The organism is Paenibacillus sp. FSL L8-0494 (assembly GCF_038003695.1).
In the GTDB taxonomy this organism is placed as follows: Bacteria; Bacillota; Bacilli; order Paenibacillales; family Paenibacillaceae; genus Paenibacillus_AQ; species Paenibacillus_AQ odorifer.
On the sequence record NZ_JBBOPQ010000001.1, the window covers coordinates 1,447,250 to 1,464,718 of the forward strand.

Annotated in this window: 21 protein-coding genes; 12 read left to right on the forward strand and 9 right to left on the reverse strand. The window is 43.2% G+C overall.

Features of this window, described 5'->3' with window-relative positions; translation table 11 throughout:
• Nucleotides 1-9 precede the first annotated feature (9 nt).
• Nucleotides 10-513, forward strand: a complete 504-nt coding sequence (locus tag NYE35_RS06490; protein ID WP_036681829.1) for a GNAT family N-acetyltransferase — start codon at nt 10-12, stop codon at nt 511-513.
• Between the two features lie 17 nt (nt 514-530).
• On the opposite strand, the gene NYE35_RS06495 is transcribed toward NYE35_RS06490, so the two are convergent.
• The gene (locus tag NYE35_RS06495; protein ID WP_076099018.1) at nt 531-875 is read right to left on the reverse strand and encodes a winged helix-turn-helix transcriptional regulator; all 345 of its coding nucleotides are present in this window, start codon (nt 873-875) and stop codon (nt 531-533) included.
• Between the two features lie 91 nt (nt 876-966).
• Between NYE35_RS06495 and NYE35_RS06500 the strand changes: the two genes are divergently transcribed.
• The 10 genes from NYE35_RS06500 (at nt 967) to NYE35_RS06545 (ending at nt 9,110) form a co-directional block, all read left to right on the forward strand.
• A complete protein-coding gene (locus tag NYE35_RS06500) occupies nt 967-1,227 on the forward strand; it encodes a YqkE family protein (RefSeq protein ID WP_076099017.1) in 261 nt (86 codons plus the stop codon).
• A 228-nt stretch (nt 1,228-1,455) separates the two neighbouring features.
• A complete protein-coding gene (locus NYE35_RS06505; protein WP_036681839.1) occupies nt 1,456-2,403 on the forward strand; it encodes an ABC transporter permease in 948 nt (315 codons plus the stop codon).
• A 2-nt stretch (nt 2,404-2,405) separates the two neighbouring features.
• The gene (locus NYE35_RS06510; RefSeq protein ID WP_036681842.1) at nt 2,406-3,350 is read left to right on the forward strand and encodes an iron chelate uptake ABC transporter family permease subunit; all 945 of its coding nucleotides are present in this window, start codon (nt 2,406-2,408) and stop codon (nt 3,348-3,350) included.
• On the forward strand, nt 3,344-4,099 hold the full coding sequence (locus tag NYE35_RS06515; RefSeq protein ID WP_036681845.1) for an iron ABC transporter ATP-binding protein: 756 nt from the start codon (nt 3,344-3,346) through the stop codon (nt 4,097-4,099). The genes NYE35_RS06510 and NYE35_RS06515 overlap by 7 nt, the downstream gene beginning before the upstream one ends.
• 121 nt (nt 4,100-4,220) lie before the next feature.
• Complete coding sequence (locus NYE35_RS06520; RefSeq protein ID WP_303396593.1) at nt 4,221-5,225, forward strand: siderophore ABC transporter substrate-binding protein; 1,005 nt, start codon at nt 4,221-4,223, stop codon at nt 5,223-5,225.
• A 166-nt stretch (nt 5,226-5,391) separates the two neighbouring features.
• Nucleotides 5,392-5,895 carry a sigma-70 family RNA polymerase sigma factor gene (locus tag NYE35_RS06525; RefSeq protein WP_038569189.1) on the forward strand — a complete coding sequence of 168 codons (504 nt, stop codon included), beginning with the start codon at nt 5,392-5,394 and terminating at the stop codon, nt 5,893-5,895.
• Nucleotides 5,888-7,081, forward strand: coding sequence for an anti-sigma factor (locus tag NYE35_RS06530; protein WP_341120451.1), 1,194 nt, complete (start codon nt 5,888-5,890; stop codon nt 7,079-7,081). Before NYE35_RS06525 ends, NYE35_RS06530 begins: the two co-directional genes overlap by 8 nt.
• A 202-nt stretch (nt 7,082-7,283) precedes the next feature.
• On the forward strand, nt 7,284-7,790 hold the full coding sequence (locus tag NYE35_RS06535; RefSeq protein WP_036681852.1) for a metallophosphoesterase family protein: 507 nt from the start codon (nt 7,284-7,286) through the stop codon (nt 7,788-7,790).
• Nucleotides 7,791-7,892: 102 nt separating this feature from the next.
• Nucleotides 7,893-8,354 (forward strand): GNAT family N-acetyltransferase, encoded by a 462-nt coding sequence (locus NYE35_RS06540; RefSeq protein ID WP_339211548.1) that lies wholly within the window; start codon nt 7,893-7,895, stop codon nt 8,352-8,354.
• A 33-nt stretch (nt 8,355-8,387) separates the two neighbouring features.
• The gene (locus NYE35_RS06545) at nt 8,388-9,110 is read left to right on the forward strand and encodes an HAD family hydrolase (protein ID WP_339211550.1); all 723 of its coding nucleotides are present in this window, start codon (nt 8,388-8,390) and stop codon (nt 9,108-9,110) included.
• 321 nt (nt 9,111-9,431) lie between these two features.
• Here the strand turns inward: NYE35_RS06545 and NYE35_RS06550 are convergent, their stop codons facing one another.
• Together NYE35_RS06550 and NYE35_RS06555 are read right to left on the reverse strand one after the other, a co-directional pair.
• Nucleotides 9,432-10,538: an FAD:protein FMN transferase gene (locus NYE35_RS06550; protein WP_036681858.1), complete on the reverse strand. Its 1,107-nt coding sequence runs from the start codon at nt 10,536-10,538 to the stop codon at nt 9,432-9,434.
• Between the two features lie 173 nt (nt 10,539-10,711).
• Nucleotides 10,712-11,644, reverse strand: coding sequence for a glycosyltransferase family 2 protein (locus tag NYE35_RS06555; protein WP_076225293.1), 933 nt, complete (start codon nt 11,642-11,644; stop codon nt 10,712-10,714).
• A 236-nt stretch (nt 11,645-11,880) separates the two neighbouring features.
• Here NYE35_RS06555 and NYE35_RS06560 point away from each other — a divergent pair, with 236 nt between their 5' ends.
• Complete coding sequence (locus NYE35_RS06560; RefSeq protein WP_076099013.1) at nt 11,881-12,603, forward strand: DsbA family oxidoreductase; 723 nt, start codon at nt 11,881-11,883, stop codon at nt 12,601-12,603.
• Nucleotides 12,604-12,743: 140 nt separating this feature from the next.
• Here the strand turns inward: NYE35_RS06560 and NYE35_RS06565 are convergent, their stop codons facing one another.
• From NYE35_RS06565 to NYE35_RS06590, 6 genes are all read right to left on the reverse strand, one after another.
• On the reverse strand, nt 12,744-14,324 hold the full coding sequence (locus NYE35_RS06565) for an oleate hydratase (protein ID WP_076099012.1): 1,581 nt from the start codon (nt 14,322-14,324) through the stop codon (nt 12,744-12,746).
• A 157-nt stretch (nt 14,325-14,481) separates the two neighbouring features.
• Nucleotides 14,482-15,051, reverse strand: a complete 570-nt coding sequence (locus NYE35_RS06570) for a TetR/AcrR family transcriptional regulator (RefSeq protein ID WP_036681438.1) — start codon at nt 15,049-15,051, stop codon at nt 14,482-14,484.
• Nucleotides 15,052-15,070: 19 nt separating this feature from the next.
• Nucleotides 15,071-15,466 (reverse strand): hypothetical protein, encoded by a 396-nt coding sequence (locus tag NYE35_RS06575; RefSeq protein WP_076099011.1) that lies wholly within the window; start codon nt 15,464-15,466, stop codon nt 15,071-15,073.
• Nucleotides 15,467-15,513: 47 nt separating this feature from the next.
• Entirely contained in the window at nt 15,514-16,035 is a 522-nt protein-coding gene (locus tag NYE35_RS06580) for a hypothetical protein (RefSeq protein WP_036681441.1), read from the reverse strand.
• Nucleotides 16,036-16,188: 153 nt separating this feature from the next.
• On the reverse strand, nt 16,189-17,169 hold the full coding sequence (locus NYE35_RS06585; protein ID WP_076099010.1) for an RluA family pseudouridine synthase: 981 nt from the start codon (nt 17,167-17,169) through the stop codon (nt 16,189-16,191).
• A 95-nt stretch (nt 17,170-17,264) separates the two neighbouring features.
• Nucleotides 17,265-17,453 carry a CLC_0170 family protein gene (locus NYE35_RS06590; protein WP_038569199.1) on the reverse strand — a complete coding sequence of 63 codons (189 nt, stop codon included), beginning with the start codon at nt 17,451-17,453 and terminating at the stop codon, nt 17,265-17,267.
• Nucleotides 17,454-17,469: the final 16 nt, after the last annotated feature.

The window sequence follows — 17,469 nt, forward strand, 5'->3', positions numbered from 1 at the left end:
AATTAAGGGATGAATTGGGAGAACAGCAGAATTGAAGATGCGACATCTGCAGACTTAGCAGCTATTGTAGATATTTATAACTCAACGATTGCTGGGAGGATGGTAACTGCAGATCTGGAACCCATTACTGTTGCAGACCGGGAGAAATGGTTTCTTGAGCATAACAGCCATCACCGTCCCTTATGGGTACTGAAGCAAGGAGATGAAATTGCAGCATGGTTCAGTTTTCAATCCTTCTATGGTCGTCCAGCGTATAATGCAACAGCAGAAATCAGCGTATACGTGAATGAAAAGTTCCGTGGTGGTGGTGCTGGCAGAATTCTTCTGACAGAGGCCATTGAGAAAGCCCCTAGTCTCGGAATTAAGAATCTAGTCGGCTTTGTGTTTGGACATAATGATCCAAGCCTTGGTTTGCTGAAAAAATTTGGTTTTAAAGAGTGGGGAATGCTGCCTGGTGTGGCTGAACTTGACGGTATAGAGCGTGATTTAGTCATTGTAGGCCTTAAAGTCTAAAATACCAGATAAAACGCTTACATTTCGAGAGTTGGATTTAGGTTATCGGTGTCGCAATCGACCCATTCTTTGGACCAACTCTGTAAGTCTCGGATGACTGATTCCAGGGCAAGACCTTTATCCGTCAAAGAATATTGGATTCGCACGGGGGTCTCTGGAAACACTTCTCGAAGAACGATCCCTTCCTGTTCCAGCTCTTTGAGCCGTTCGGAGAGCAGTCTTCCACTGATGGGCAATGCCGCTTCAATTACATTGAAACGTTGGGGTCCTTGAAGGAGCTGGTAGATAATTAAACCAGTCCAACGCCTGCCGATAATATCCATACTTTTTTGTAGCCGGGGACATAAATCATTGGACTTCATAGGGCTCACCTCTTAGTAAACATTATAAACGAAAAGACCAATAACTTAAACAAATTCCAATTTAATTCAGTACTAGAAAGGATGATGGACAGTGGCTAAAAAAAAGAAAATGCCTACCACACCAAGAGCCGCTATGAATGATGGCCCTGCTACGTTAAAAGACCTGCTAAGCAGTGATGTTCTAGGAAAGCTGAAGGCGCAATCTGATGCGTTGAAAGCGGAGGAAAATGACCGTAAAGAAGCTGCCCGTAAGGCAGTGGAAGATCAGCGCAAGGCTGAGCAGAAGCGGTTGGAGAATGATTTTGCACATCTGCTGGAGAACAGTAATCAGGATTGGAAGAAATTTAAATAAATCCTATGGCTTCGCGCTAAAAATATGGCAGAGATTAAAGAGGCACCCGTTAGGGTGTCTTTTTTTATGTAACTTAAGCAGATAAGCCTAAGTCTTAATTATTTTAAATTTAAGTATATGAAAGGGTTGACCCTCAAAGTGGGCTTAGGTATAATTTAAAACATTGCGAATGAAAATCATTATCATAATATCGCATTTGTAAACTATTAAACAGATAAGGAACAACTCATGAAACTAAAATATTTGTCCCTACTTCTAATAGTATTTTCATTTATATCTTTGTTTATAGGCGTTAAAGATATATCCCCATTAGATCTCTTTCATCTTACGGAATCTCAAGCACAGACCTTGCTGGTAAGCCGGATTCCCCGGTTAGCCGCATTGATTATCGCTGGAGTCAGCATGAGTATTGCCGGATTAATTATGCAACAGCTGTCACGCAATAAATTCGTCTCACCGACTACGGCAGGGACGATGGATTCCGCAAAATTTGGTATTCTCGTATCCCTCATGTTATTCACAGGCGCAACGCCAATGCAGAAATTGCTTGTTGCTTTTGTTTTTGCGCTATTGGGCACCTTTATTTTTATGAGAATCCTGGATCGGATCAAGTTCAAGGATAGTATTTTTATCCCGCTGGTCGGACTCATGTTCGGCAACATTGTAGGCTCGATTACAACATTTTTTGCGTATAAAAATGATTTGATTCAGAATATTTCATCTTGGATGCTTGGGGATTTCTCGACGATTATCAAAGGCCAATACGAATTAATTTATATCAGCATTCCACTTGTCATTCTGGCGTACCTCTTCGCTAATAAATTTACGGTAGCCGGTATGGGCGAGGATTTCTCCGTTAATCTTGGCATGAACTACAAAGCGGTGGTCAACGTGGGATTGGTAATTGTAGCGTTAATCTCTTCTGTTGTCATTTTAACCGTAGGTACGATTCCATTTCTGGGTCTGGTAGTACCTAACATTGTAACGTTGTACATAGGGGATAACCTCAAAAAAAGTCTGGCGCATACAGCCATTCTCGGAGCGGTGTTCCTCCTGTTCTGCGATATTCTGGGCAGGCTCATTATCTATCCATATGAAATATCAATCAGTCTCACGGTAGGCGTCATCGGTAGTGGTCTGTTTATCTACTTGCTGATGAGAAGAAAGGCGAACTAGAGATGAAGACTAAACTAACTATATTATCAATAAGTGCTGTCGCCCTCATCGTCTTGTTTATGACGTATCATGCTTTGGGAAATTGGGACTACGTTCTGCCCAGCCGGGGAAGAAAGCTGGCGGCCATTCTGATTACCGGAGCTGTGATAGCTGTCTCTACCGTAGTTTTTCAGAGCATCACGAACAATCGTATTTTGACACCAAGTATTCTCGGGCTCGATTCCCTGTACATGTTAATCCAGACGTTCGGTGTTTATGCCTTAGGTTCATCGAATATGACCTTTATGAATAAAAACATCAACTTCTTGTTCTCTGCGTGCCTCATGGTCCTGTTTTCAGGCGTATTGTATAAGCTAATGTTCCGTAGGGAAGGACAAAATATTTATTTCCTGCTGCTGGTAGGGCTGATCATGGGGACGATGTTCCAGAGCGCGTCTTCTTTTATGGAAGTGCTTATTGATCCGAACGAATTCCTGATTCTACAGGGGAAAATGTTCGCCAGCTTCAACAATGTCAGCAGTGACCTATTGATTCTTTCCACCATTGTTCTGACGCTAACTACGTTGTACTTCCTGCGATTTGTTAAGTATTTGGATGTTATTTCGCTTGGAAAAGACGAAGCCATTAATCTGGGGATCAATTATGACTATGTAGTCAAAAGGCTGCTAGTTATTGTATCTATCTACGTTTCGATCTCGACGGCTTTAGTGGGGCCAATCACTTTCTTAGGTTTGTTGGTAGCTAATGTAGGACACCAGTTGTTCCGTACCTATAAGCATGCTTATCTGATTCCTGGAACGATTCTGTTGAGCATTGTTGCGCTTGTCGGCGGGCAGTTCCTGGTCGAACGTGTTTTTGGATTCAATACTACGGTTAGTGTGATTATCAATTTTGCAGGCGGCGTCTACTTCGTCTATCTGCTGTTAAAGGAGAATAAGTCGTGGTAGAAGTTAAAAATTTAACCAAACGTTATGGCGGAGTAACCGTCGTTGATGATGTGTCCTTGTCCATTAAAAAAGGCGCAATCACCTCGTTTATCGGACCAAATGGTGCGGGTAAAAGTACACTGCTCTCCATGATCAGCAGACTTATCTCCAAAGACGCGGGAGAGGTGCTGATCGAAGGCAAGGAAATCGGTACCTGCAAAAGTAATGAGCTTGCTCGTAAAATATCGGTGTTAAAGCAGTCCAATCATATTAGCGTACGCCTCACTGTGAAGGAGCTCGTTTCTTTTGGGAGATTCCCGTATTCACAGGGGAAGCTGAGTCCGGAGGATCGGGCGTTCGTTGACGAAGCGATTGCTTACATGGATCTCCAAGAGATGCAGGATAAATATATTGATCAGCTCAGTGGAGGGCAACGCCAGCGGGCATATATTGCCATGGTCATGGCTCAGGATACAGAGTACATTCTGCTCGATGAACCGCTCAACAACCTTGATATGAAGCATTCCGTCCAAATTATGAAGGTGCTTCGCCGCTTGGTAGACGAGAAGGGGAAGACGATTGTGCTCGTTATCCACGATATTAACTTTGCTTCTTGTTACTCTGACTACATTGTTGCGCTTAAAAATGGAAGAGTAGCTTCCTCGGGTACAGCGGATGAAATTATAGATTCTGCAGTTCTTAAAGAGGTATATGACATGGACATTCCTATTGAAACTATAGGAGGCCGAAAAATCGGTGTCTATTTCTAAAAGGTAACTATTACTATGCGGATATTATTATGACGTAACGTAAGAAGTGAAAGGCGCCAGCTTCTTAACGCATACGCGAATAATTCAAATAGCTTCACTATAAAAATTAGGGGTGAATACATTGAAGAAGAACTTATCTTTACTGATTATGACAGTATTTCTTGCGGTAATCTTGGCGGCTTGCGGCTCCAATAATGCAGCAACTTCAAATAACAACACAGCAGCGGCAGGCAATTCGGAGGCTACTACTGCACCAACAACGGAAGCAACTACAGCACCGACAGAGCTTACTTTCAAGCATGCGCTTGGCGAAACAACTATCAAAAGCAATCCGCAAAAAGTGGTTGTTTTTGACTTCGGTACACTGGATACGCTGGATAAACTGGGCGTAGAGGTGACTGGAGTGCCTCAAAGTAATGTACCGGCTTATCTCTCTAAATATAACGATGCTAAATATGAGAATGTTGGTGGTTTGAAAGAGCCTGACTTCGAAAAAATAAACAGTCTTTCTCCGGACCTGATCATCATTTCCGGCAGACAACAGGATTCTTATGAAGAATTCAGCAAAATTGCACCTACTCTGTATGTGGCTGTAGATAATGCAAACTATATGGAATCTTTTACGAATAACGTGAAAATGCTGGGTCAAATTTTTGGAAAAGAAGCAGAAGTAGAAACTGAGCTTGCGACTATCAATGATTCCATCAAAGCTTTGAATACGAAGGCAACAGCTGATGGCAAAAAAGCACTTGTTATTCTCGCGAATGAAGGAAAAATCAGTGCTTACGGTGCAGGTTCCCGTTTTGGGATTATCCATGATGTGTTCGGATTTGCACAGGCAGATGATAAAATTGAAGTATCCACTCACGGACAAAGCGTATCTTACGAATATGTAGCGGATAAGAACCCGGATTATCTGTTTGTAGTAGACAGAGATGCGGTTGTGAAGAGTGATGGCGGTGAATCCGGTTCAGCTAAAAAAGCAGTTGAAAACGATCTAGTGAAGAATACAAATGCCTTTAAAAACGGTAAGATCATCTACTTGGATCCTAACTACTGGTATTTGTCCGGTGGCGGTTTAATATCCGTTAGCGAAATGCTCAAAGAAGTTGAAGTTGTTCTGTAAGCAGAGTAACTTGGTGAATTAAAAAGCCTGTTGGCGGGAGTAATACTCCTTGCCAGCAGGCTTTTTTCGCTTTTTTCCATAGATTTACTGGTATATTCATACTAGTTGCTAAATTTATCTGTAACTTTTCAGGCTGGGATACGTGGTTAGGTTAAGGGGGGAGTGCATGAAGCGAAATTCATTGGATGAAATATATCAGATGTATGTGATGGATATTTACCGCTATTTGCGCTCCCTTTGTGGTGATCATTATGCGGCTGAAGATTTGATGCAAGAAACCTTTTATCGCGCTTATCTACATTTGGAGAATTGTAAAGAAGAGAAGATTAAACCATGGCTGTTCCGTGTCGCTTATAACGCCTTCGTAGATTACAAGCGAAAGGAAGGCCGCAGTACAGTTCAGAGTGAGGATTATTTCAAAAAGCTTGCTCATCCAGATACCACAGAAAGCACACTGCTTCATCAGGAACGTTGGGAAGAGATGAGGATAGCGGTAAGTGAGCTACCGGACAATCAGAGAAATGCACTGCTGCTGCATGATTTTCATGGGCTGAGTTATCGGGAAGCATCGGACATTATGGATGTGGGCTTGTCCCAATATAAGATATTGATCTTTCGGGCCAGACAGAAGCTGCGTGAGGCAGAGCGGAGGAGAAATGAACATGAGTGAAGAGTTTAAGGAGAAGTTAAGAAGGTATGGCGAAGGCACTCTTGCTGATGAGGATAGGGATGAGGTTGAGCGTGAGTTAGAGAAGATGGAAGCTTACCAGGCTTATCTGGATGAACTCATGGGCGAAGAAAAGCCGGCTCCAGATGAGGAGAAGAGCATAAAATTCGGAAAGGGTAAAAGAAACAGACCCGGCAAAGAAAAAAAGATCATCCGCCGTGGCAAGTGGAAAGCACGTATATCGAATACTTTAACGGTGATTTCTGCGTTTTTGATTTTTTTGATTGTCAGCAGTATCATCACAGCGGTATTTTATAGCACTGGAGAAAGAGGAGAGACTTACCGTGATGTCGTTTCTTCCGCAATTGCTGTTTCACAGCCGAATACGATCGTCCATTTGAGTAGTGATTCCGGACCGTTTTTTAGTATGAATCTGCAGGGTGAAATAATAAAACAAATTGGTGATGCGCGGATTAATGTTGGAGATTATTCGATGAAGTTTCTATTAGGCTGGCCTAGAATCTATAGTTATTCATGGACATTTGAACGCAGTGGGACAGGTAATTACTTTATCTATCCCATTGAGAACCAGTCTGCAGAAAATAGGATGGATGACAGCAGTGAGTGGGAAAAACTAGAGAAGCTCCCTGAAGGTACGGTAGGAGAAGCCTATTTGTCTTTTGAACAATTTTTTACGACAGATGAGCTATTGAAGAAGTTTCAGCATAAAAATCTTGAACTTTTATGGTTCGCAGCAGATACAGGTCCAAGGACACAAGAGCCAGTAATAAATGATCCCTTAGGATTTCCAAGTATGCCTATCTGGCATGCTGATGATATGAAGGTGACACAAGAATCAAAGAAAAAGTGGGGTTGGTTTGGAGGGGTGACTAGCCGCACGAGTGTTTCTCCATCTGTTGACTCATATGGGGATGGTGAACTGCGTAATGCGAACTTCCTTAAGACACTGCACTTAATGCAGGAGCATAAATCGATCGCCAACAAGGTAATTCCGTTTATTGATCTGGATGACTCCATTAGCTATCTGGAGAAGAACGGAGTTAGGCTGTATGGAGCTGTCGTAACCGGTCCGGTTAAAGAGTTGCTCAAGTTAAAGGAAGAAAAATGGGTCAGTAATATTCATGTTGAAGAAGTAAGATTATGGAATTGGCAGGATAGAGAGAACTGAGTTGGGATGCTAAATACTGTAGAAGGTAGTAAGCGTAAATGATTTCTTCGTAATTACTTAATGGCAGTCGGATATGCCCTGTGTTAGTGGGGTGTACCCGGCTTTTCTGTGTGGGAGAAGTCACAGAACTTGCTTCTCGTTTAAGCAAATCGTACAATTATTTGAATATGAGATGAGTATGATAGATTAGGAGCTGAGTTATATGAAAGTAGGCGTGGTATCAGATACACATATGACAAGAATGGCTAAGTCTCTGCCCAAAGCGCTTGTTGCTGAATTCCGGAATGTAGACTTGATTCTGCATCTTGGAGATTGGGTGAGTATGGGAATCTACGATTTGTTGGCTGAATTAGCTCCAGTGGAAGGGATTGCTGGAAATAACGATGGAATAGAGATCATTGAGCGTTTCGGGGAGCGTAAGCTGCTAACGCTTGAGGGAGTCCGGATCGGAATGGTCCATGGGCATACGCCACACTCCCGCAAAGGAACGGACGGGAATGCGCTGCTTGCTTTTGCGAACGATAAGGTGGATTGTATTCTTTTTGGTCATTCGCATCAGCCTTTATTGCGGGAAGAGAATGGGATTCTGCTCTTTAATCCAGGATCGCCAACAGATAAACGACGTGAGAAACTGTATTCCTTCGGAATTTTGGATATCGAAGAGGGTAAAGTCAGTGCCCGGCATGTGTTCTACGATTCCAAAGAATAAGAATAATTGTCCAAATGATCTGGCGTTCGCTCCATGGTGCACGGTACGGCTGAAATATACAATAACGTTAAAACGGCCCAAGCCGGAAAGTGAGCGCTGAGGATGAACAACTATCGTATTGAACGTGTGATCTATGATGATTTGGAACGGCTTATCCCATTGTTTGATGAGTATCGGGTATTTTATGGGGCAGTCTCTGATCTGGATGGTGCACGTGCTTTTTTATCAGATCGATTGAAGCTGAACGAATCGGTAATCTTTATTGCGGTGGGGGGAGAAGGCGAGGAGAAAAGAGCGTGGGGCTTCACTCAGCTCTATCCCTCTTTTTCATCGGTTTCTATGGAGCGTCTCTGGATATTGAATGATCTATATGTAACTGCGGAACTGCGAGGCCATGGGCTCGGCTCCAAGCTGCTGGAAAGTGCCAGAGCTCATGCGCTCGCTACGAATACGAAGGGCTTGTCCATGACAACAATGACGGCGAATGTGGGGGCACAGCGTTTATATGAAGCGCATGGCTACATTCGGGATGATGATTTTTATACCTATAACCTTTTTTTCTAAAGCTAGAGAGAAAGATGAGTAAGGGGCGTTAAAGTGGATACAAGTAATAAGCTGGCAATCTTTTTTGACCTTGATGATACTTTATATGATCATTTGGTTCCTTTTAAAGAAGCGGTGCGTCAAGTGCTTAGACCGGATGAGAACAGTCTGGACTTTGCAGAATTATTTTATAAAGTAAGACATCATAGTGATGTATTATGGCCTATGTATTTACGTGGAGAAATTCCGCTGGAGGAAACTAGGGTACGCCGATTGGAGCTTGCTTTTGCAGAGTATGGTTTACAGCTTGATCGTGACCAAGCCACGGCGGTACAAGCGGCATACATTGGCCGTCAGTACACCATTCAAATGATAGATGGAGTCCGGGAGCAATTGGAAAGGTTCATTGCTGCTGGTCATAAAGTAGGCATCATTACGAATGGACCCAAAGATCATCAAATGAAAAAGATTCGCGGATTAGGTCTGGATCAGATGATCCCCGAGGAGATGATTTTTATTTCTGACGCGGTAGGTCTGGCCAAACCAGATCCGCAACTCTTTTTGCATGTAAATCAGAAGTCTGGCACTTCACCAGACCATTCACTTTATATAGGCGATACCTGGGCTAATGATGTAGTAGGAGCGCTTGCGGCTGGCTGGAAGGTCTGCTGGTATAATCCGAGAGGCAGACAGCCGGCTACGGATCATAGGCCTAGTTATATTTTTACGAATTATAAGGAATTTAGCGAGTTGCCTTTGGTGCTGCAAAAATCTTGATCGGGAATTAATTAGGGAAAAACTCCCTGAAATTAACCGGTTAGAGCGCGAAATTGAGGTTATTGGGGAATTCCTCCCTAATAAAACCGAAATAAACATGTTTATAGCCATATTCGGGTGATTTTTAGGGAGGTTTTCCCTAATCGAAGGTTTACATTGAAAAAATCTAATGATTTTAGGGAGGAATTCCCTAATTATCAGGCTGCTGGGCGATGAATGGGCAATGAATATCCCTCAGCCACGCCAAAGAACCTTTATCCACAACAAAAGAGCTTGCCTCCCAAAGCCAACAACGGCCTTATGGGGGCAAGCTCTTTTCGTTTAATCAGCGAAGCTGTACGTAGGATCAGTCAGATTCATTCTTTCTTTAATGCCTGGTGTGGCGTAGATTTTGTTGTCATCGGTAATAAAGAAAGCTTCTACATCTTCAGGTAACGACTCCAGATATTTCATACCTTCTTCGATCCCCATCAAGAACACCCCAGTGGACAAAGCATCCGCATCTGTTGCATTAGGGCTCATAATGGTCAAGCTTTTGAGACCGTTCTGAGAAGGGTAACCTGTGCGTGGATCAAGAATATGGTGATAACGAACATTGTCTTGCATAAAATAACGTTCGTAAACACCAGAAGCATCGATGACCTCATCCGCGATTTTAATCGTTCCTAGTTGTGTGCCGCGGCTTTGGTCAGGGTCCTGCAGACCAATATTCCAATCCGTTCCGTTTGGTTTCGTACCTAACGCAATAATACTGCTGCCGCCGAGGTTGATCATTGCACTGTTAAGGCCTTGCTCTTTTAAATAATCAGCGATACGGTCAGCAGCATACCCTTTGCCGATACCTCCAAGATCCAGTACCATATTTTCCTTCAGTAGCTTCACGGTCTTAGCAGCTTCGTCAATTTCAACGTCCCTGTAATTGGTTAGGCTCTTGGCTGCATCGATAGCTGCTGGATCAGGGACTTTATCTCCGCCACTACCGATGTTCCAGAGGTCGATCAGCGGACCAATCGTGGGATCGAATAGCCCGTCCATTTCTTTTGCATATTGCACGGATTGTTTTACAACATCTAAGGTCTCGTCCGAAACGACAACCGCTTCTTTTCCTGCTGCTTGATTGACTGCGTAAACCTCGCCGCCTTCTTTTGTACGGCTAAGCTCCATATCCATTCGCTCCAGCATTTGCTGGATATCATCCATATTTTTTTGGGCTACATTTTCTCCGAACACTTTGATATTCACGACCGTGTCATAGATATAAAAGGTCTGTGAGAGTGACTTGGCTTCGCCTTTTCCTGAAGCTGTTGCGCCACCCGGTGTTTCCGTCGCTTTGTCATCCTTATTTTTAGTAATTAGCCAAGCGCCGACAGCTATGACGACGATGACGATAACAACGAGGATCAACGTCGTTTTTTTGTTCTTGAACATATTCCACCATCCATAAAGTTAGTTTCTAAAACACATTATTACTATCATACCCTAGATCAGAAGTTGATGGAAATTAATTTCATGGCGTATTTACGTACAACTCCGTCTGCACGAAAAAAAAGCCCCGCAATCTGATTCGGAGCAACGCTGTGGATATAGAGGTAGCTATTAAGCTAATCTAGCATGTATTCACGGTATTTGTTTTTACGAGGATTCATTACGAAAAGGATTCCTTTGGCATAACCGCTAACGGCTTTAAAATTTCGTTTGAGAGTTTCTTTACCTGTAAGACAGGTTAACGTCCAGATCAATGCGGCATAATTCATAGGGGGTGCTTTACGTAAGTTGAGCAGATAATAATGATTGATGGCAGTAGCTCTTGCAACAACGCCCGCCTTATCCCGAGATCCTGGCGACTCATGATGAATGATTTTCATAGCCGGGTTAATGACAAGCTTGCCATAACGGCTAGCCAAATGAGACAAGTAAATATCCTCGGCAATGGAGTAACTTGTCATCCAGGGATAGGGTTTCATATCTTGTAATGCTGAGCGTCGGAATGACATATTACAGCCGTGAAAAAAATCCGTCTCAAAAACCTGCTCCTTCTCTCCCCAGAGGAATAGGGAGCCTGCAAACATGCTTGGGGATAATCTGCCCGGTGATCCAGACATTTGTCCGGTCAGCATGCCAAACAGCCGACCTGGTTTGCTGCTGCGCATGCCTTTTGCCACACCGCCTACACCGACAATTGAATCGTCCGCTGCATAAGTATCAAGCAATCGTCGAATATATAAGGAATCATCTAATTCTGCATCATCGTCTAAATGAAGCACAATTTCAGCATTTACTAGTCCAAGTGACTCATAACGGGAAAGCCAGAGTCCCGGATTAGTCTTACGATGATATCGAAACTCAGCCTGTGGCAATTTGTTCATTATGTTACGATAATAGGTTAATCTTTCTACAGGAATCTCACCGTCATCTACAATCCAGAGCTCGATGGAGACATTCTCTAGCTGTGTCTGCTTGCTTATAGACTCTATGCACACTGTAAGGTCGTTTATACGGTTACGGGTAGGTATCACTATAGATACATCATGCATATGGGGATCTCCCTTCGGAATTTCTGGTGTTAACTTCATTTTATCTGCCCAGAAGGGGAGCGTATATACCACTTTCGTTTACTTTTTGCTTTAACATTCACGTCTATAAATGTCATTTTATTAAAAGTTAAGTTTGTAATTTTGAGTTTTTAACTATATAATAGTAAGCGACGTATATTTAGTTATTACTCTTATATGACAGCTACAAATTATCAATAATATTAGGAGGTTTTTTCGTGAGAATAGATATCTGGTCCGATTATGCATGTCCTTTTTGTTATATTGGCAAAAGACGTTTGGAGAATGCGCTAAGCCAATTCCCGAACCGTGATCAAGTAGAGGTAGTATTCCGTAGCTTTCAACTGGATCCACATGCAGAGGTAAGTACAGACAAGAGTATTCATGAGCTGCTGGCTGCCAAATACGGGATGACCGTCGAAAAAGCAAAAGCAATGAACGCACAACTAGCGGAGCAAGCTAAAGATGTGGGCTTGGAATTTAATTTTGATACAGTAAAGCATACCAACACTTTCGACAGTCACAGACTGAGTCATTTTGCAAGCACAAAGGGAAAAGGTGCAGAAATGTCCGAACGTCTGCTGCGCGCCTACTTTACGGATTCATTAAATCTTGGAGATCGCAGTGTACTGGCTTCACTCGCTGCTGAAGTTGGTTTAGATCAAGTGGAAGCTGCGGCAATGCTGGAAACGGATGCTTTTGCGAATGAGGTTAATGGCGATATTGAAGAAGGAAGCCGTCTTAATATTACCGGTGTACCTTTCTTTGTATTCAACAATAAATATGCTTTATCTGGTGCACAACCAGGTCCTGTATTTACAGAGGTACTGGATACTGTGTGGGCGGAGGAACAAGCAGGACCAACATTACAAGTGGTTGGTAAGGGGAATTCTGAAGTATCTACCGATGATGGCTGCGCAGATGGATCTTGCAATATTTAAAGTTTGGATTCGAGTAAAACAAAAGAGCTGAGGGAGCCCTCAGCTCTTTTTTGTTTTGATAAAACTGTTCTTTTGTTACTCACCACTCCCAAAAACAAACGCTTCCGATATCCGGAAGCGCTTGTCGCTGAATTGTGGTTTTATCTGAAAGATGTAACAAAGCTTGAGAATAGTGTGCGTACATCGTATTGATATTGGTTGATTGGCTCGATAGGCCGTTCGATACCAAGTAGAGTATATACCGCAATTCTCGCTGCTCTCACGGAGTATTCTTCAGTGAATACAACGTCATCTGGAATTTCACAGAATTGTCCAATAAAGGCCAGGTTCGTGGAACCCTCAGGGACAACTTTTGGTCGGTCACTATTGAGTCTAGGCATGAACTGAGAAGTGATATAAGGCATCATGCAAGGAATACAATTGGCGGTAGCCATGATCTCGTCCTTATGTTCTTCAAAGTGAAGATGACCGATCAATTCTTGCATAATTTCTTCGCCGGTACAATCACACATTCTCTTTTTCACGAAATCTCCAACTTTGTCTGGATACAGTCCGTAACCCCAGAACACTTTAACATGCTCAGGCTGATTGCGGAAATGCGGTTGGAAGGCCAGTACAACGGACATAAACCAGCTCGAATCCTTAAATGTGACCAAAGCGCCTGTGCCGGCACGGTTACGTGTGAATTTTTCCATCAGATCGAAGAATTTGGAGTCATGGAAAGTTACAGTAAAGGACTCCCATTTCGAACCGTCTACATGATCATCGAACGAAGAAGGATTGCCAAGACTTGGTTTCTTGGAAGCGATGTTTTCCCATAATTTCCACGAGCTTCCCTTGCCGTTAAGGCGTGGAGCAGAAGTCATAGAGCCAAGGCTGGAGCCTTCGGTCATAGAACCGTTTGTGATAATTACGAGATCATCTTCTTTTACATCAATCACATCTTTGACACCTTCGCGCACTACATTCATTTGGGTTACGGTAATTCCGTCACCTTTTTTGAACTGCAGATCAGTAACTGTACATTTCAGTGTGAAATCGACACCGAATGGTTCAAGATATTTGTGCAAAGGCAGAATGATGGAATCATATTGGTTATAAGGAGTGCGAGTTACACCTTCCAGTGTTTGAATTCTTGGGAATTCATGGAAGAAACGAAGCATATATCTTTTAAACTCTACAGCGCTGTGCCAAGGTTGGAATGCAAAAGTAGTAGCCCACATATACCAGAAGTTTGTTGTGAAAAAGTGAGGGGCGAACCAGTCGTTGATACGCGCTTTACCCATTTTATCTTCTGGTGTAATAATCAGCTTGCCCATAGCGAGACGATCAGCCATATCAAAACCCATGGACAATACATCTTCTACTTTGCCGTCTTTGTTTACAAGTCTGGCGTTTGAGTGTGTTGGATTTGCGGTATCAAAAGCAATAATTTCATCCCGCACAGACAACCCCGGACGGTCGACAGAAGGAATCGTTGTTAATAGCTCCCAGAGATTCTCATAAGCTTCATCGTTGAGCATACGACCGCCGCGGACAACGTAACCATGTTCAGCGTCACCTGCGCCGTCATTGCTACCACCAAGAATCTTCATCTCTTCAATAATGTGAATGTTTTGTCCCGGAAAATCACAGTCTCTGACCAGGTAAGCAGCGCCCGCTAAGGATGCAATTCCGCCACCGACAAAATAAACCTGTCTATTACCGTACTCTTTTTTCACAATGGTCGCCTCCAAGTAGTTGTTTAAATAATCACACTCTTAATGTAAACCAACTCCTATTTTGAAGGTATAATCAAACTCTTTAGAGTGTCTGGATTTTTGTCATTATGGGTGATCTGTCTAGTTTTTAGACAAAAAAAACCGCTGCAACCAAAGGTTACAACGGATGGTTCTCATATTTGTGTAAAGCTTTCAGAAAATTTCCTTCAATTAGATCACTTAGCTTCTCAATCATATGGTGCGGCTGTTCCTTCATGCCTTCTCTCATCCACTGAATGATTAGGCCTGTGAAGGCTAGCGTATAAAAATTGGCTATAAAGTGCTTGTCTTCTTCGCAAACCTCCATCCCGGAGGACAGCTCGTTTATAACCCCCATGATGAGATCGTTTGTCACCTCGTACAGATATGCATCCAGATGATTTCTGCCTAATGAATTTAGCGTGTTACAGCAAAAGGATTTATTCCGCTCAATGTAGCAGAAGATTCTATAAAACCCGTCCGTCCAAGTGCTGTAGCTGCGATACTGGGCGAGGCTTTCGACAGCCTCAGTCTTATAAATCCAACCTAGCAAATCAAATATATCCTGGAAATGATAATAGAACGTTTGTCTGTTTAGTCCGCAATGGTCCACTAGTTGTTTAACAGTAATTTTATTGAGCGGTGTATGCTCCATTAGCTCTTTTAAAGAATGCGACAATGCATTTTTGGTTAGAAAAGAATTGGACAACAGCGTTCACCTCTTCCATTCAAGACTTCGATGCTCGCTTATACAGCAGACGAATACCTTCGGCTAATAAACCCAGTGCAAATCCGGCGCATGAAAATAAGGAAAACGCGAGGAAGCCTGCGAGATCCTCCCAACCGGACATCTCTTGGTAGGTGTAGCCCAGCATAAATGCCGCACCTATGATTATTCCCGCCGTGCTAAATACCCAGAGCAGACGCGCTCCGAGCCAGCCTAATGTGTTGACGATCCCAGCCACTACAACGGAAAAAAGAGCAAAGCGCAGTAAGAGTGTGGCATCCATTTCCTGGGCCAGCATCACGAATCGGTGTAGAGGGAAGAGAAGCCATAGAAGAATGGCATAAACGGTCATCCAGAGAAACCAACTTTTACTTTTGGCAGCAGGCAGGAATTTCATTTCATGCACACCTCTTTTCCCATAGTACGAACGTTAAAAAGTAGGGATTATACCGTGAAGGATTCCAGTTCTTCCGCACTTTGCAGCAGGTGGCTTAGCAGGTTTGGAATGTCCTCCATTTGCTCTTCTGTGAGTTGTCTTTTGAATTGCAGCTCGATGCAGTTATTGTAAGTTTCACTTTCCTGGCCATATATGAAGCTTAAAGATTGCACAGGCTGGAAATCAGGTCCCCAGATCGCTTTTAGAATACTGTCTATCGCCTGACATTCGCTAGGAATATCTTCGACTTCCATATAAAAACGAAGTGAAAGATTACAGCCGGGATCCGTATTAGGAACCTCCAAGATTTCATCGCTGAGATCTTTCGTGGACGAAGTGAGCAGGATTTCGGCGGTTACTTTCCTGCCTGCAGTTAATTGGAAGGAGAGACTGAACTCTCTGGACATCAGCGCCATATTCAGAAGGTCGGAGCGATCCGTAACCACCAATATTCCGTCTAAATTATCGTAGTCATAAATCTGGTTCTCAAAGGCGATCTTAATATTATCGAAAACTGTAGGGTGGAACAATAAGAGCACCTTCTTTGTTTATTTATATTGTAACATGATGTGATAGGAAGTTAAAAAAAGACGCCCAGGACCAAATGGACCGGGCATCTTGTGTAGAAGTTACGGCTTCCCATAAGAGGGAATACTCCTCGGTTGTGGGTATACGTTCACTTCTTAGTTTGTAGGCGCAGGCGCAGTATATTTCAGGAACGTCTTCGGAATCGGGCTCTCAAAGGTCATCAGTTCTCCAGTGGTTGGATGAATAAAAGAGAGCACTCGAGCATGTAGGCCAAGTCTTCCTACCGTTTTGGTCTCTGCACCATATTTCTTGTCACCTGCGATAGGGTGGCCGATATCTGCCATGTGCACCCGAATCTGATTTTTTCGTCCGGTTTCGAGCTTAACCTCTAGCAAGGAAAAATGGCGGTTAGCCTGAATGAGTTTATAATGTGTAATTGCATGTAGTCCATCGCCTTCATGAGGACTGGAATACATTTTAAGGGTTGAGGTTTCTTTGAGCCACGAGCTTATCTTGCCTTCAGGTCTTTTAACCGCGCCTTCCACGAGCGCTACGTAAGAACGTTCCTTCACGGTATCTTTCCAAGTAGTTTGTAGCGCTTGCTGAATCCGTTCGCTTTTGGCAAACATCATTACGCCTGATGTATCTCTGTCCAAACGATGTACGACAAAAATCCGATTTTGTGGATTGCTAACACGGACATGCTCCATGAGCTGGCGGTAAGCCGTCAATTCATTTTCTTCCGCAGTGGCGATAGATAGCAGTCCAGCATCCTTTTGAACAATAATCAGGTCTTCATCCTCATGAACGATTTTAAGTCCGATCATCTCTGCTGTTTGTACAGGCTTCTCTTGATCAATAGTAACGTTTTGACCCGGATGCAGTTGGAAATTATGCTGTGTAACTACCTTATTATTCACCGACACTTGTCCACGCGATAGGATGGATTTAATCGCATTTCGTCCGCGACCCGTGACGTGGGTGAGTAAGAAGGGCAATAGTTCAGAAGGTTCGTTTACAGTAAATGTTTTGGGTGCTGCGGGTGCTTTAGTTTTATGATTAAGCTTGCCAGTAGGCTTGCTGTGAGAACGAGTACCTCTTTTGGCTGTTTCTTTAGGATTTCTTCTTGAGTTCATGGATGCATTCTCCGTCCTTTAATATTGTACTCCTCAATATACCATGGGCTGTTAAGAAATGCTATGGAGAGGCAGGCGTACTGGTTTGCTGCTGCTCAAAGATAGAACAGCTGTGCTAATCCAAGAAGCAGGAATAAACCGAGATATACCCAGCCTAACCTGCGGGCATATTTCTTTTCCCGGGGCATGGCGCTTACAGCATAGATCTTGGTATCCACAGTAAGCAGGAATAGTCCGGAGAGCAGGAGCACGAGAGTTAAATAAGTTAGTTGATGATAGATCATTTGAACACATCCCCAT

Excerpts from the sequence above, each read along its gene's own strand:
- NYE35_RS06490 (WP_036681829.1), top strand. The coding sequence starts at position 10 with ATGAATTGGGAGAACAGCAGAATTGAAGATGCGACATCTGCAGACTTA.
- NYE35_RS06495 (WP_076099018.1), bottom strand. The coding sequence starts at position 875 with ATGAAGTCCAATGATTTATGTCCCCGGCTACAAAAAAGTATGGATATT.
- NYE35_RS06505 (WP_036681839.1), top strand. The coding sequence starts at position 1,456 with ATGAAACTAAAATATTTGTCCCTACTTCTAATAGTATTTTCATTTATA.
- NYE35_RS06510 (WP_036681842.1), top strand. The coding sequence starts at position 2,406 with ATGAAGACTAAACTAACTATATTATCAATAAGTGCTGTCGCCCTCATC.
- NYE35_RS06525 (WP_038569189.1), top strand. The coding sequence starts at position 5,392 with ATGAAGCGAAATTCATTGGATGAAATATATCAGATGTATGTGATGGAT.
- NYE35_RS06530 (WP_341120451.1), top strand. The coding sequence starts at position 5,888 with ATGAGTGAAGAGTTTAAGGAGAAGTTAAGAAGGTATGGCGAAGGCACT.
- NYE35_RS06535 (WP_036681852.1), top strand. The coding sequence starts at position 7,284 with ATGAAAGTAGGCGTGGTATCAGATACACATATGACAAGAATGGCTAAG.
- NYE35_RS06540 (WP_339211548.1), top strand. The coding sequence starts at position 7,893 with ATGAACAACTATCGTATTGAACGTGTGATCTATGATGATTTGGAACGG.
- NYE35_RS06550 (WP_036681858.1), bottom strand. The coding sequence starts at position 10,538 with ATGTTCAAGAACAAAAAAACGACGTTGATCCTCGTTGTTATCGTCATC.
- NYE35_RS06555 (WP_076225293.1), bottom strand. The coding sequence starts at position 11,644 with ATGCATGATGTATCTATAGTGATACCTACCCGTAACCGTATAAACGAC.
- NYE35_RS06575 (WP_076099011.1), bottom strand. The coding sequence starts at position 15,466 with ATGAAATTCCTGCCTGCTGCCAAAAGTAAAAGTTGGTTTCTCTGGATG.
- NYE35_RS06585 (WP_076099010.1), bottom strand. The coding sequence starts at position 17,169 with ATGAACTCAAGAAGAAATCCTAAAGAAACAGCCAAAAGAGGTACTCGT.
- NYE35_RS06590 (WP_038569199.1), bottom strand. The coding sequence starts at position 17,453 with ATGATCTATCATCAACTAACTTATTTAACTCTCGTGCTCCTGCTCTCC.